The sequence below is a fragment of the Streptomyces sp. NPDC020192 genome, from assembly GCF_044388685.1.
Lineage (GTDB): Bacteria > Actinomycetota > Actinomycetes > Streptomycetales > Streptomycetaceae > Streptomyces.
Genome location: NZ_JBIRXG010000009.1, coordinates 90,150 through 103,195, shown reverse-complemented (window position 1 = coordinate 103,195; position 13,046 = coordinate 90,150). Strand labels below are relative to the sequence as shown.

General features: G+C 71.4%; 13 protein-coding genes. 3 read left to right on the top strand and 10 right to left on the bottom strand.

The features are described 5' to 3' along the window. Nucleotides 1–6 precede the first annotated feature (6 nt). From ACH47Z_RS19105 to ACH47Z_RS19085, 5 genes are all read right to left on the bottom strand, one after another. Nucleotides 7–1,209, bottom strand: coding sequence for an acyltransferase (locus ACH47Z_RS19105; RefSeq protein ID WP_399075371.1), 1,203 nt, complete (start codon nt 1,207–1,209; stop codon nt 7–9). A 19-nt stretch (nt 1,210–1,228) separates the two neighbouring features. Further along, nucleotides 1,229–2,362, bottom strand: a complete 1,134-nt coding sequence (locus ACH47Z_RS19100; protein WP_399075369.1) for an alpha/beta hydrolase — start codon at nt 2,360–2,362, stop codon at nt 1,229–1,231. 216 nt (nt 2,363–2,578) lie between these two features. After that, nucleotides 2,579–3,475 carry an alpha/beta hydrolase gene (locus tag ACH47Z_RS19095; RefSeq protein WP_399074997.1) on the bottom strand — a complete coding sequence of 299 codons (897 nt, stop codon included), beginning with the start codon at nt 3,473–3,475 and terminating at the stop codon, nt 2,579–2,581. 210 nt (nt 3,476–3,685) lie between these two features. Beyond that, on the bottom strand, nt 3,686–4,879 hold the full coding sequence (kynU, locus tag ACH47Z_RS19090) for a kynureninase (RefSeq protein ID WP_399074995.1): 1,194 nt from the start codon (nt 4,877–4,879) through the stop codon (nt 3,686–3,688). Continuing rightward, entirely contained in the window at nt 4,872–5,720 is an 849-nt protein-coding gene (locus ACH47Z_RS19085; RefSeq protein ID WP_399074993.1) for a tryptophan 2,3-dioxygenase family protein, read from the bottom strand. Before ACH47Z_RS19085 ends, kynU begins: the two co-directional genes overlap by 8 nt. Nucleotides 5,721–5,955: 235 nt before the next feature. Between ACH47Z_RS19085 and ACH47Z_RS19080 the strand changes: the two genes are divergently transcribed. Beyond that, complete coding sequence (locus ACH47Z_RS19080) at nt 5,956–6,735, top strand: class I SAM-dependent methyltransferase (protein WP_399074991.1); 780 nt, start codon at nt 5,956–5,958, stop codon at nt 6,733–6,735. Between the two features lie 30 nt (nt 6,736–6,765). Here the strand turns inward: ACH47Z_RS19080 and ACH47Z_RS19075 are convergent, their stop codons facing one another. Then, nucleotides 6,766–7,731, bottom strand: a complete 966-nt coding sequence (locus ACH47Z_RS19075) for an ArsR family transcriptional regulator (RefSeq protein ID WP_399074989.1) — start codon at nt 7,729–7,731, stop codon at nt 6,766–6,768. A gap of 82 nt (nt 7,732–7,813) precedes the next feature. On the opposite strand from ACH47Z_RS19075, the gene ACH47Z_RS19070 reads away from it, so the two are divergent. Then, nucleotides 7,814–8,479 carry a nitroreductase gene (locus ACH47Z_RS19070; protein ID WP_399074987.1) on the top strand — a complete coding sequence of 222 codons (666 nt, stop codon included), beginning with the start codon at nt 7,814–7,816 and terminating at the stop codon, nt 8,477–8,479. Between the two features lie 81 nt (nt 8,480–8,560). Continuing rightward, nucleotides 8,561–8,980: a DUF3151 domain-containing protein gene (locus ACH47Z_RS19065; RefSeq protein WP_399074985.1), complete on the top strand. Its 420-nt coding sequence runs from the start codon at nt 8,561–8,563 to the stop codon at nt 8,978–8,980. A gap of 27 nt (nt 8,981–9,007) precedes the next feature. On the opposite strand, the gene ACH47Z_RS19060 is transcribed toward ACH47Z_RS19065, so the two are convergent. From ACH47Z_RS19060 to ACH47Z_RS19045, 4 genes are all read right to left on the bottom strand, one after another. Next, nucleotides 9,008–10,462: an MFS transporter gene (locus tag ACH47Z_RS19060; RefSeq protein WP_399074983.1), complete on the bottom strand. Its 1,455-nt coding sequence runs from the start codon at nt 10,460–10,462 to the stop codon at nt 9,008–9,010. 63 nt (nt 10,463–10,525) lie between these two features. Next, the gene (fbaA, locus tag ACH47Z_RS19055; RefSeq protein ID WP_399074981.1) at nt 10,526–11,548 is read right to left on the bottom strand and encodes a class II fructose-bisphosphate aldolase; all 1,023 of its coding nucleotides are present in this window, start codon (nt 11,546–11,548) and stop codon (nt 10,526–10,528) included. Between the two features lie 143 nt (nt 11,549–11,691). Further along, nucleotides 11,692–12,240 (bottom strand): orotate phosphoribosyltransferase, encoded by a 549-nt coding sequence (gene pyrE, locus ACH47Z_RS19050; RefSeq protein WP_399074979.1) that lies wholly within the window; start codon nt 12,238–12,240, stop codon nt 11,692–11,694. A gap of 10 nt (nt 12,241–12,250) precedes the next feature. After that, the gene (locus tag ACH47Z_RS19045) at nt 12,251–13,039 is read right to left on the bottom strand and encodes an aldose 1-epimerase (protein ID WP_399074977.1); all 789 of its coding nucleotides are present in this window, start codon (nt 13,037–13,039) and stop codon (nt 12,251–12,253) included. Between the last annotated feature and the right edge of the window lie 7 nt (nt 13,040–13,046).

The window sequence follows — 13,046 nt, the reverse complement described above, 5'->3', positions numbered from 1 at the left end:
TCAACCTTAGGCATGGTGCGGGGTCTTTGCCGGGGGCAGGTGGCGGCGGACCACGTGCGACGTGCGGTTCCGGGGGCGGCGGGGGCCCTGTTCGTGGTGGCGGAAGGCCGTCCAGCACAAGGCCAGGACCAGGGTGAAGACGGGGAGCCAGGCGAGGCGGTACGGCACCCAGTCCAGCGAATCGGGTGCGGTGTGCAGGCCGGGCAGACGGCCGGCCGTCAGGCCCGTCGCCGTCGTGGCCATCATGGCCGTCTGGTGCCAGAGGTAGATCGTCATCGCCGACAGGTTGACGAGGGCCACCGCCGACCAGAGCAGCGGGCGGGCCATCGCACGACGCAGCCGGTCGCGCAGGAGCAGGGCCAGGCCGCACTGGGCCAGGCCGAAGGTGACGGCCGCGAGGGTCGGCGGGTCGAGGTTGGAGATCTTCGCGCCGGGGACGCCGACCATGGACGCCGGGTAGCCCGCGCAGCCGATGAGCAGCGCCGTGGCCGCCGTACCGCCGAGGAGGAGGACCCAGGCCGCGCGGCGGCCGTCCAGTTCTCCCCGGGTCCAGGCCGCGCCCAGGGTGTACGGCACGAGCCAGCCCGCCGCCACGTTCAGCCAGCCGAGCCAGGCGGGGCCGAGGTGGAGGCCGAAGCGGAGGAGGTCGACGTGCAGGACGACGGCCAGCGGCCAGAGGGGGTTGAGGCGGGTGAGGAGCGGGGTGGCGGCGGTCAGGCCGGCGAAGACCAGCAGGAACCACAGCGGGGACAGGGCCAGTTTGACCAGGGCCTCGATCGTGGCCGGCGGAGTGCCGGTGAGGAGGAGGACCGTGGCGGTGACCGCCCACAGGCACAGCAGGGCGGCCACCGGGCGGAGCAGGCGGGTCAGGCGGGCGCGCAGCCAGGAGCCGTAGCCGTCGCCTCTCGCACGGGCCGAGGTGAGGCTGCGGGTCGCCACATGGCCGCCGACCAGGAAGAACACGGCCAGGGTCTGGAACAGCCAGGAGATCGGGGCCAGCCAGGGCATGTGCTGCAGCGGGCTGGTGGTGTGCAGGCCGCCGTCCTTCGCGACCAGCGCGGTCACCAGCCAGTGGCCGAGGACGACACCGAGGATCGCGAAGGCCCGCAGGGCGTCGACGGCCCGGTCCCGGTCGGCGGGGGTGGCGGAGTCGACCTGGTGGGCCGTACGGCGCAGGGTGCGCAGGGGGTGGCGTCGAGGGGCGTGCAGGGGGTCGAGTACGGCGGGCTCAGGCACGGGTCACCTCCGAGGTCTCGCCGAGGGTGATCCGGGCCAGGTTGGCGAGGGAGGCCGAGCCCGGGGTGAAGTAGCCGCTGTGTCCGGCGTCGGCCGCGTCGAAGACCCGGGCGCCGAAGGCGTGGGAGACCGGGTCGGTGCCGAAGCCGATGGTGGTGCCGAAGAGGTGGGCGCTGACGTGCGGGACGTTCGCCACCCAGTCGTCGCTGCCGCGGGCCGCCCAGATCCGGGCGTGGCTGTGCAGGGCGGCGGCGGAGTCCGCGCCGGTGCCGGGGCTGCCGACCAGGGCGATGTCGCCGGCGTCCAGGCCGGGGGCGGCTCGGCCGCAGACGACCGAGCCGTAGGAGTGGCAGAGCAGGGAGAGGTGTGCGGTCGGCTTGGTCGCCGCGCGCAGGTCTCGTACGAAGGCACGCAGGTGGGGGGCGGCTTCGTCGGCTCGGGTGGTCGTGGTGACCGTGCTGCTGACCGTGGCCGGGGTCTCGTAACCGAGCCAGGCGATGACGGAGACACGGGTGCCGTGGGGAGCGCGGTGGGTGAGGTCGCTGTACAGGGACTCGGCGGCCCGGTGGAAGCGGGCGTAGGTGTCCAGGGAGGTGTCCGAACCGGGAACCAGGACGGCGATGTGGTCGGCGTGGGGGAGGTCGCCGAGGACCTCCGTGGCCTGGCCGGTGCCTCGGCCGTCGAAGGCGAGGAGGGTGCGGGTGGGGGCGGCGAGGGCTCGGTCGGCGGCGGCGCGGTGGCTGTCGCCGTGGGCCGCGGCCATGCGGGCGGCTGCCGCCGCGTCGGCTCGGTTGGCTTCGTAGGCGGTGTGGAGGGTGGTTGCCGTGAGCGGGGGGAGGGTGGCGGGGCGGGGGGCCGGGATGCGGGGGTGGGTGGTGGCGGCGGAGAGGGGGGCCGCGATGGCTGTGACGAGGAGGGTGGCGAGCAACGCGCGGACGCATCCGCGGGTTCGGCCGCTTCTTTTGCCCACCCGCACCAGCCGTGACGCCTTCGTCGCCGACCGTGGGTGGCCCTGGTGGGGCACATTCGCCGTCGGCGACTGCGGATGTGAGGACGGGGACTGCGAGTCGAGTGCCGTGTGCGGGTGAGTGGTGGCTGGTCGCGCCCACGCGGCGGAGCCGCACATGGATGCAGCCCCGCGCCCCTCACGGGGCCCATTCACCGCCGGCGTCTGCGGGTGGGCCCGGTGCTCGGTGTGCCCCACGGTCGGCTTCCTTTCAGAGTGCCCGGCCATCGGGCTTTTCTGGCAAGGAAGTTATGGAGCGAGGGCTGTCGTCGGCGTCCCGCCTGAGAGCTGTTCTGCGGGGTAGCTCTCAGGTACTACGGGTATGACCGGGGTCTGTCACCAGGCCAGTTGGGCGATCTCCTCCGCCACCACCGCACACGCGTCCGCCGCCGGGTCGATCAGGGGGAAGTGGCCCACGTCCTCCAGCAGGGTCAGGCCCACCACCTCACCCGCCTTCGCCGCCGCGTCCGCGTACGACTCGGCCACCGCGTGCGGTACGACCAGGTCCGCGCGCCCCTGGACCAGCGTCGTCGCGATGCCCGTCGGGAGGAGGAGGACGGGGTCGGCGTACGGACGGCGGTCGGTGAAGGTGTCGCGGCCGCCGAGGAGTTGCAGGCTCGCGTTGCCGCAGACGTCCAGCTTCTCCGCCACCTCGAAGTCCGCGATCGGGGCCAGCGCGACGACGCCCCGGAGAGCGGTCGGGCCCGCCGTGCGCCAGGGCGCGTCCGCGGGGAGGACGTGCCGGGCCGCCGCCCACAACGCCAGGTGGCCGCCCGCCGAGTGGCCCGTCAGCACCGTGCGGCGGGGGTCCGCCTGCGGGATCGCCGTACGGACGAGGTCCGGCAGCGCGTCCAGGGCGGCCGCCACGTCGTCGAACGTGTCCGGCCAGCGGCCTGCCGGCGGGGTGACCCCACCCGTGTTCTGCTCGGGGATCAGGGAAGGAGTCTCGCCGCCGCGCCGGTACTCGACGTTGGCCACCGCGAAACCCCTACGGGCCAGGTAGTCCGCGAACGGCGTGATGTGCCGACGGTCGTACCGGGCCCGCCAGGCGCCGCCGTGCAGGACCACCACCAGCGGGGCGAGCGCGTCCCGGTCGGACCGCGGTGCGTAGAAGTCGATCACCTGGTCGGGGTGGTCGCCGTACGCGGAGCTGACGTCGGGGTCGACCGGGGAGTGCGAGAAGGCCGACTCCTCTTCGGCGGCGGCGCGGGCTGCTGCGGCGTCGTCCGGCATGCTCCAACCTCTCAGCGATGGAACGTGTTTGGCCTGTGGCGGACCAGGTGGGAACTTTGCGTTCACCGTTGGCGGGGACGGTATCAGGCCGGTGACGTGCGCGAACATGGGGTTGTCACTCAGGGTGAGGGTAAACGGTTCTGTGCCGGTCGGAAGGGGGAGGATCCGTTCCGCTCAGGACCCTCCCCCAGCCCTCCCCCAGCACTTCCCCTACGCCAGCTCCTCCCCCAGGATCCGCGCCGCCCGCTCCGTCTCGGCGAAGCCCACGTACAGCGGGGTGAAGCCGAAGCGGAGGACGTCCGGGTGCCGGAAGTCGCCCACGACACCCCTGCTGATCAGGCGTTTCATCACCTCACCGGCGTCCGCGCAGCGCAGGGCGACCTGGCTGCCGCGCTCCTCGTGCCGCCCGGGTGTCACCGACTCCACCCGGCCCGGCTCGGTGTACGCCGACACGCAGCGCAGGAAGAAGTCCGTCAGGGCGAGGGACTTCGCGCGGACCGCGGCGACGGAGACCCCGTCCCAGACCTCCAGGGCCGCCTCCAGGGCCAGCATGGACAGGATGTCCGGCGTACCCACGCGGCCGCGCAGCGCGCCCGGCGCCGGGGTGTACGACGGGCTCATGCCGAAGGGGTCGGTGTGCGAGTTCCAGCCGGGCAGCGGGGAGTCGAAGCGGGGCTGCAACTCCTGCCGCACGTACAGGTACGCCGGTGCACCCGGGCCGCCGTTCAGGTACTTGTAGGTGCAGCCGACCGCCAGGTCGACCCCGTGCTCGTCCAGGCCCACCGGCAGCGCGCCCGCGCTGTGGCACAGGTCCCAGACCGCGAGGGCGCCCGCCGCGTGGATCGCGGCCGTCAGACCGGGCAGGTCGTGCAGACGGCCGGTGCGGTAGTCGACGTGGTTCAGCAGGACCGCCGCCGTACGGTCGCTCAGGGCCGCCGGGACCTCCGCCGGGGTCACCGCACGCAGCGTGCGGCCGGTCAGGCGGGCCGCCGACTCGGCGATGTAGCCGTCCGTGGGGAAGGTCGTGGCGTCGACCAGGATTTCCGTCCGGTCCGCGCCCTCCTCCCCCGCCATCCGTACCGCTGCCACAAGTGCCTTGAAAACGTTGACACTTGTGGAGTCACCCACGACGATCTGGCCGGCCGCCGCGCCGACCAGCGGGGCGATCCGGTCGCCGATCCGCTCGGGCGCGGTCCACCAGCCGCTCTCGTCCCAGGAGCGGATGCGCAGCTCGCCCCACTGGCGGCGGACCACGTCCGCGACCCGGTCGGGGACGACCGCCGGGAGCGCGCCGAGCGAGTTCCCGTCCAGGTAGACCGTCTCATCGAGGACGAAGCGCGTGCGCAGCGCGGCCAGCTCGTCCGCCGCGTCCAACTTCTCTGCCTGCAGGGCAAGTTCAGACATGGGACCTCGCCGTCCACAGCTCCGGGAACACGTTCTTGCGGGCGCGCTTCTCCAGCCAGGCCACCCCGGCCGAGCCGCCCGTGCCGGGCTTGGCGCCCATCGCGCGGCGGGTGGCGACCAGGTGGTCGTTGCGCCAGCGCCACACCAGTTCGGCGACGTCGGTCAACGCCTCGCCCAGCCGGGCCGGTTCGGCGTCCTGGTCGCCGGAGTAGATGGCCGCCCAGACCTGTTCGACCTGGTCTGAGGGCTCGTAGCGCTGGGAGACGTCCCGGTGGACGACGGACGCGGGGATGGCGTGGCCGCGGCGGGCCAGCAGGCGCAGCACCTCGTCGTACAGGCTCGGCTCGTGCAGCGCCTTCTCCAGTTCCGCGTGGACGCGGGGGGCGCCGCGGTGCGGGACGAGCATGGACGCGGACTTCTCGCCGAGCAGGAACTCCATGCGGCGGTACATGGCCGACTGGAAGCCGGAGCCCTCGCCGAGGGCGGAGCGGTAGGCGTTGAACTGGGCCGGGGTGAGCTGGGCGAGCGGGGTCCAGGAGGCGTTGAGGGCCTCCAGCTCCCGTACGGAACGCTTCAGCGCGGCGATCGCGGTCGGTACGTCGTCCGAGCGGAGGGCGTTCGCCGCCGTCTCCCACTCGTGCACGATCACCGTGAACCACAGCTCCATGACCTGGGTCGTGACCAGGAAGACCATCTCTCCGGGATCGTCGGAGAGGGTGTGCTGGAGGTGGGTGAGCACGTCGGCCTTGACGTAGTCCTCGTACGGCGTGGTGCCGGCGAAGTCGAGATGCGGGGTCTCGGGCTCCTGAGTCTCGATGGACAGATGAGCCTGTTGGGACATCGCTGTCTCCTGTAGTACTCCGGGTAGCGGTCCGCCCCTGCCGATTCCGGCACGGGGGCCCCGGTCCCCAACCGCATCCTCTGTAATCGACCCCCGTAGGGCAAGGCCCGTCCGTGCCAGACGGGCCACACCGATCCCTCCGGGGAGGGACAGCCGAGGGTCTGGGCCGCGACGCCATTTCGGCCTGCACCGAATCTTTGGTCCACCCGCCGGACGTTCTGTTGGGATCTGAGGCATGAGCATCTCTGGTGCCGGCGGAATGTCGGCCACGTATGACCGTATCGGCATCGGGTATCGGCACGTCCGCCGCCCCGACCCGCGGCTGGCGGAGTTGGTCCATCGGGCCTTGGGAGGGGCGCGCACGGTGGTCGACGTGGGTGCGGGTGCGGGTTCCTACGAGCCGACGGACGCGGAGGTCACCGCGGTGGACCCGTCCCAGGTCATGCTCGACCAGCATCCGGGGCCGAAGAAGGTGCTGGCCTCGGCCGAACACCTGCCGTTCGAGGACAACGCCTTCGATGCGGCCATGGCGGTCATGACCGTGCACCACTGGAACGACCTGCGCGGTGGGCTGCGTGAGCTGCGTCGTGTGTCCCGTCGGCAGACCGTCTTCACCTGGGATCCGGAGCATCAGCCGGAACTGTGGCTGATCGACGAGTACCTGCCCGAGATCCGAGACCTCGAGCACGCGCGTTTCACCCCCCTGTCCGACGTCGTCGAAGCGCTCGGTGCGCACACCGTGCTTCCCTTCCCCGTCCCGCACGACTTCACGGACGGATTCCAGATCGCCTACTGGCGACGCCCCGAGCACTATCTCGACCCCGTCGTACGACAGGCGAGCTCCACCTTCGCCCAACTCCCGCCTTCCCTTGTGGAACCGGCGATGGCAAGACTGCGCGCGGACCTGGAGTCCGGCGCCTGGCGACACCGGCACGCCGATCTGCTGGAGCGGGAGCACATGGACTACGGCTACCGACTCGTCGTCGCGGGTGAAGAAGAGCCCTGCGCGGCATGACAAGTGCCGGATCTGTCAGGCAGGACGGTTTCACGCCGTCAGTCGGTCGCCGAGTGGACTGCGCAGGTACAGGACGAGGTGTCCGTGCCGGGCCCGGGTGACCAGTCGTGCACGGTGCAGAACGCCGAGGTGCTGGCTCACGGTGCTGGGACTGAGGCTCAGCCGGTGGGCCAGGTCGGTGGTACTGGCGGGCTCCGCGAGAAGGGTCAGGAGGCGGGCACGGGTGCTGCCGAGGAGGTCGGCAAGGGCGTTCGGCAAGGTGGCCGTGTTCGTGTGCCAGACCGCGCCGCGGCCCCGGGCGGGGTAGCCGATCCTGGGCGGCAGGGCAGGGTTGACGAGAGTATTGGCATGGTCACAGAACAGGGACGGGGTGAACGTCACGCCGCGGCCGTCCACCGCCAGGTCACGGTGTTCGTCGCGGAGGGCGTCCACGGTGAGGGCGCCGGCCTGCCAGCGCAGGCCCGGGTCGATACCGGCGAACAGTGCCGCGGCCCCCGCGTCGGTCAGCTGCCGGGCCCGGTGCAGGATGTCGGCGCGCAGGACGGCCTGCATGCGCGGCCAGTGCGGCGCGATCACGAGGGCCCAGTATGCGTGCAGGGCGTCGGCGATGCGCGTGAGCAGACCCACGGGGTCTCCGTACGCCCGCTGAAGCTCGGGGTGCAGCTCCGCACCGCTGGCGGCCTGAACCAATTCGGTTCTCACACGCTCGGCCGGTGTCGCCCGCAGAGCGGCGAACTCGTCGTCGATGTCAGGGGACGGACCGGCGGGGTGAGGGGTCAGGAAGTCGGGGATGCGCCGGCGCGGGCCGACCAGCGATTGCAGCAGGGGCCAGTCGAGTTGCCGGAGCAGCGGGGCGGACTCGCGCAGGAACGGCTGGTGCTCGGCGTGCCGGGCCGGGTTGTGCCACGCCCACAGGCTCAGAGCGGTCTCCTGCAGGGGTGAACACGCGAACCGGACGGAGGCGAGGTCGTCCAGGTCGAGCCGTAGCAGCAACATTCGGCCCAGACTAAAACTCCCCTTGTTCTGCGTGCTGAGGACGGTAGGGAGGTGGCTGTCGTCCAGTGAGAGGTGAGAAGACGTGGACGTGTACGAAGCCGTGAACAGTCGCCGGGCCGTGCGGGCGTTCAGCGATGAGCCGGTGGCCAAAGAGGTACTCGAACGAGTGCTGGCCGCAGCGACGCGGGCTCCGTCGAGCGGGAACCTCCAGCCGTGGCATGTGTATGTCGTGACCGGTGAGCCCCTGGCCGAGCTGAAGAAGCGCGCGACGGCCAGGGCACTGGCGCGGGACCCGGGTGATGAGCGGGAGTATCCGATGTACCCGGCCGAACTGACCTCGCCGTACCTGGACCGCTTTTCCGCCGCGGCCGCCCAGCGGTACGAAGCCCTGGGAATCGAGCGCGACGACCTCGACAGGCCCACGAAGATCGCCGCCTTGAACGCGGAGGCGTTCGGGGCGCCGGTCGTGCTGTTCTGCTACCTCGACCGGACCATGGGGCCCGGGCAGTGGGGGGACGCGGGGATGTACCTGCAGACGGTCATGCTGTTGCTGAGGGCCGAAGGGTTGCACACCTGCCCCCAGGTGATGTGGACGATGTACCGCAAGACCGTCAGCGAGATGGTCGGAGCCGATGACGGGCTCGTACTGTTCTGCGGTGTCGCCGTGGGATTCGAGAAGGAAGCCGCACCACGGCTGCGGACCGGGCGGGCGGACATGGCGGAGACAGTGAGCTTCATCGGCGTGTGACCGCCAGGGCCCTCCCAGCCCCTCGGCCTCGTCGTCCTTGCTGATCCGGGTGCAGATGCCCGCAAGTGGCAGACTGACGGCATGACGACTCACAAGAACCTGCTCGGCGGCCCGGAGCCGACGTACCTCCCGGAGAACGAAGAGGCGTACCGCCTGCTGGGCAAGGAGTCCCGGTCACCGGCCGAGGTCGCGGCGAAGCACCCCACGTTCTCGCTCGCCTGGGCCATGCTCGCCGACGACGCCTTCGAGGCGGGGCGAGTGGTCGAGTCGTACGCGTACGCGCGCACCGGCTACCACCGCGGTCTGGACGCGCTGCGCCGGGCCGGGTGGAAGGGACATGGCCCCATCCCCTGGGACCACCGCGCCAATCGCGGCTTCCTGCGCTGCCTCGCCGCCCTCGCCCGCGCAGCCGGCGAGATCAACGAGAAGGACGAGACGGAGCGTTGCTGGCAGTTCCTCCAGGACAGCAGCGCCGAGGCGTACGCCGAGCTGAAGCGGTAACAGTCACCGAAGCTCACATGAAGGGACCTAGGGCTGTCCCCGTCCCTCCAGCGGCGGAGCCGTCACGCACCCATGGGTCCGGCATTCCGGGTGGCGGCACTCCGGGGCCGGGCGTCGGACCAGTGCGAAGGCCAGCGCGGCGCCCAGCACCAGGACCCCCGCGCACATCGGCATCGCCCGCCGGAACGCCGTATCGAACGCCGTAGGCATCCGGTACGCCTCCGGCCCCATCCCCGCCAGCACGGGCAGGGCCGCCACCGCGATCAGGCCGGCGGCCCGCGCCGCCGCGTTGTTGACGCCGCTGGCCAGGCCCGCGCGGGTGGTGTCCACCGAGGCAAGGACCGTGGCCGTCAGGGGGGCGACCAGGGTGACCATGCCGGCGCCCATCACCAGCAGGGCGGGGAGGACGTCCGTGAGGTAGGAGGCGTGCGGCCCCACCCGCAGCATCAGCAGCATCGCCGCCGCGCACAGCAGCGGGCCGACGGTCAGCGGCAGGCGCGGGCCCGTGCGGTCCGCCAGGGCACCCGAGCGGGCGGAGAAGAGCAGCATCAGGGCCGTCGTCGGCAGCAACGCCGTACCGGCCGCCAGCGGCGAGTACCCCGTCACCACCTGCAGCTGGAGCGCCACCAGGAAGAAGAAACCGCCGAACGCCGCGTACACGCACAGGGTGACCAGGTTAACCGCGGTGAACTGGCGGGAGGCGAAGATGTCCGGCGGGAGCATCGGGTCCGGGCGGTGCCGTTCGACCTGGACGAAGGCCACCGCCGCCGCCAGGCCCGCGACCGCGCTCAGGGTCACCGCCAGCGAACCCTCCCTGGCCTCGATCAGCGCGTACGTCAGCAACGCCAGGGCCAGGGCGCCCAGGGCCGCGCCCAGGGCGTCGAAGCGGGCGTGTCTGCCGCCGTCCGCGGACTCGGGGACATGCCGTAGGGCCACCGGGACGCACAGCAGCGCCAGCGGGACGTTCAGCAGGAAGACCCAGCGCCAGCCGGGGCCGGTCACCAGCCAGCCGCCCAGGAACGGGCCGACCGCCGCGCCGATCCCGCCGAAGCCCGACCACAGGCCGACCGCCTGGCTCCGGTCGTCGGGGTGGAAGGACGCCTGGATCAGCGCCAGAGAGCCGGGCGTGAGAAGCGCGCCGCCGATGCCCTGCAGGGCCCGCGCGGCGATCAGCATGGCCGGGTTCAGTGCCAGGCCGCACAGCAGGGACGCCGCCGCGAACCACACCACACCCAGGACGAAGATCTTCCGGCGGCCGTAGTGGTCGCCGAGCGAGCCGCCCAGCAGGATCAGACCGGCCAGCGTGACCATGTACGCGTTGACCGTCCACTGGAGGGCGGCCAGGCTCGCACCCAGGTCGCGGCCGATGCGCGGCAGCGCCACATTGACGACGGTCGAGTCCAGCAGGGCCATGCTGGAGCCGAGGACCGTGGTGAGCAGGATCCACTTGCCCTGGGGCGAGGCCAGCCGGACATCGGGCATGTCCCCAGATATACAGCGGACCCGGTGACGTAGACAGTCACCGGGCCCACCGAAAGGCACGGGTTACTTGATCTTGTTGCCCGCCGAGCGCAGGTTCTTCGTCGCCTCGAGGACGCGCGCGGCCATGGACGCCTCGGCCAGCTTGCCCCAGGTGCGCGGGTCGTAGGCCTTCTTGTTGCCGACCTCGCCGTCGACCTTCAGGACGCCGTCGTAGTTCTGGAACATGTGGGCGGCGACCGGACGGGTGAACGCGTACTGGGTGTCCGTGTCCAGGTTCATCTTCACGACGCCGTTCTCCAGCGCGGTGAGGATCTCCTGCTCGGTGGAGCCGGAGCCGCCGTGGAAGACGAAGTCGAAGGGGGAGGCCTTGCCGAACTTGGCGGCGACGCCCTCGTTCAGCTCCTTCAGCAGCTCGGGGCGGAGCACGACGTTGCCCGGCTTGTACACGCCGTGGACGTTGCCGAAGGACGCGGCCAGCAGGTAGCGGCCCTTCTCGCCCAGGCCGAGGGCCTCGGCGGTACGGATCGCGTCGTCGACGGTCGTGTACAGGGAGTCGTTGATCTCGTGCGAGACGCCGTCCTCCTCGCCGCCGGTCGGGGTGATCTCCACCTCGAGGATGATGTTGGCGCGGCGGGCCTGCTCGAGGAGCTCCTGCGCGATGGCCAGGTTGTCGGCCAGGGTCTCGGCGGAGCCGTCCCACATGTGCGACTGGAAGAGCGGGTTACGGCCGGCCTTCACGCGCTCCTCGGAGATCGCGAGCAGGGGACGTACGTACCCGTCGAGCTTGTCCTTCGGGCAGTGGTCCGTGTGCAGGGCGATGTTGACCGGGTACTTCTCGGCGACGATGTGCGCGAACTCGGCGAGCGCGACCGCGCCGCTCACCATGTCCTTGCTGTACTGGCCGCCCAGGAACTCGGCGCCACCCGTGGAGATCTGGACGATGCCGTCGCTCTCGGCCTCCGCGAAACCGCGCAGGGCGGCGTGCAGGGTCTGGGTCGAGGTGACGTTGATGGCCGGGTAGGCGAACTTGCCTGCCTTCGCCCGGTCGAGCATCTCGTTGTAGACCTCGGGGGTTGCGATGGGCATCTGTCCGCTCCTTGTGTTGCGGGTGAGAGGTGCTGCGTTACGGCCCTGACCTAGACCTTGGGGGTGACGTCATCGTCGTCCCCATCTTTCCAGACATGGACCGATGGTCCATGCGCCGGTCAAGTCCAGGTCGATCCGCGTCGTCAGTCCAGACCCAGTTCATCCTTCGAGAAGGCGAAACGGTACGGAACACCCGCGCCGGCCTCGATCTTCTCGGCGGCGCCGGTCGCCCGGTCCACGATCGTGGCGACGGCGACGACCTCCGCGCCCGCCTCGCGCACGGCCTCGACCGCGGTGAGCGGGGAGCCGCCGGTGGTGGAGGTGTCCTCGACGACCAGGACCCGGCGGCCCGCGATCTCCGGCCCCTCGACCCGCCGCTGCATACCGTGCGCCTTCGCCGCCTTGCGTACGACGAACGCGTCCAGCCGCTTCCCGCGCGCGGCGGCGGCGTGCAGCATGGCGGCCGCGACCGGGTCGGCGCCCATGGTGAGGCCCCCGACCGCGTCGAACTCCAGGTCGGCCGTCAGATCCAGCAGCACCTGACCGACCAGCGGGGCGGCCTCGCCGTCGAGCGTGACGCGGCGCAGGTCGACGTAGTAGTCGGCCTCCAGACCCGAGGAGAGGGTCACCTTGCCGTGCACCACGGCCTTGTCCTTGATCTGCTGCAGCAGCGCGCCGCGTACGTCCGTCATGCCGACCAGCTTAAGGGCGCCGCCAGCTCCAGGTCGTGGCAGCCTCCAGCGGCTCCAGCGGAGTGACCAGGCGCGGAAGGGTGTTCAGGCCGTTGGGCGGGCCGGTCTGCGGCTCCACGCAGACGGCCTCGGCCTGCTCGTCGTAGACGACGACCCACTCCTCGCGGCTGGTCACCTTCAGCTCCAGCTGTCCGGGCCAGGTGAGGGTGACGTCGACGCCGTCGGGCATGCCGAAGCAGTCGTCCCAGGGGCCGGGCTTCGGTTCGATCCGGTTGCCGGTGGGGAGGTGGTCGGCGCCGCGCTCCTCCTGCCAGGCGGGCTCGAAGTCGAGGGTCGCGTCCTGACCGCCGAGATTCCGGTTGAACCACGGGTGCCAGCCGATCTGCGCCGGGAAGGAGTCGTCCCGCGCCTCCACCGACATCGTCAGCGTCAGGCTGTCCTCGGTGAGCGTGACGACCTGGGTGACGCGGCCGGGGTGCGGCCAGGGCTCGACCAGGTCGTACGTGATCGCCGCCTCGTTCTCCGCGACGCGCGCGATCTTCCAGGCGCCGTCGCGGGCGGTGCCGTGGATGGCGTGCGGCGGGGAGTTCAGCGGCATCTGGCGGAGGGTGCCGCCGTCGAGGAACCGGCCCTCCTTGGTACGGCCGCACCAGGGGACCATCGGGAAACACCCGAAGCGGTCCCCTTGGCGGAGCAGTTCCAGGGAGTCGACCTTGAGGCCACTGATACGGCCGCCGTGGGCGGGGCTGACGCGTACTTCCGCGTTCCCCGCGGTCAGCGTGATGTCTTCGTTACTCACGGGATGA

Excerpts from the sequence above, each read along its gene's own strand:
- ACH47Z_RS19100 (WP_399075369.1), bottom strand. The coding sequence starts at position 2,362 with ATGTGCGGCTCCGCCGCGTGGGCGCGACCAGCCACCACTCACCCGCAC.
- ACH47Z_RS19095 (WP_399074997.1), bottom strand. The coding sequence starts at position 3,475 with ATGCCGGACGACGCCGCAGCAGCCCGCGCCGCCGCCGAAGAGGAGTCG.
- kynU (WP_399074995.1), bottom strand. The coding sequence starts at position 4,879 with ATGTCTGAACTTGCCCTGCAGGCAGAGAAGTTGGACGCGGCGGACGAG.
- ACH47Z_RS19085 (WP_399074993.1), bottom strand. The coding sequence starts at position 5,720 with ATGTCCCAACAGGCTCATCTGTCCATCGAGACTCAGGAGCCCGAGACC.
- ACH47Z_RS19080 (WP_399074991.1), top strand. The coding sequence starts at position 5,956 with ATGAGCATCTCTGGTGCCGGCGGAATGTCGGCCACGTATGACCGTATC.
- ACH47Z_RS19075 (WP_399074989.1), bottom strand. The coding sequence starts at position 7,731 with ATGTTGCTGCTACGGCTCGACCTGGACGACCTCGCCTCCGTCCGGTTC.
- ACH47Z_RS19065 (WP_399074985.1), top strand. The coding sequence starts at position 8,561 with ATGACGACTCACAAGAACCTGCTCGGCGGCCCGGAGCCGACGTACCTC.
- ACH47Z_RS19060 (WP_399074983.1), bottom strand. The coding sequence starts at position 10,462 with ATGCCCGATGTCCGGCTGGCCTCGCCCCAGGGCAAGTGGATCCTGCTC.
- fbaA (WP_399074981.1), bottom strand. The coding sequence starts at position 11,548 with ATGCCCATCGCAACCCCCGAGGTCTACAACGAGATGCTCGACCGGGCG.
- pyrE (WP_399074979.1), bottom strand. The coding sequence starts at position 12,240 with ATGACGGACGTACGCGGCGCGCTGCTGCAGCAGATCAAGGACAAGGCC.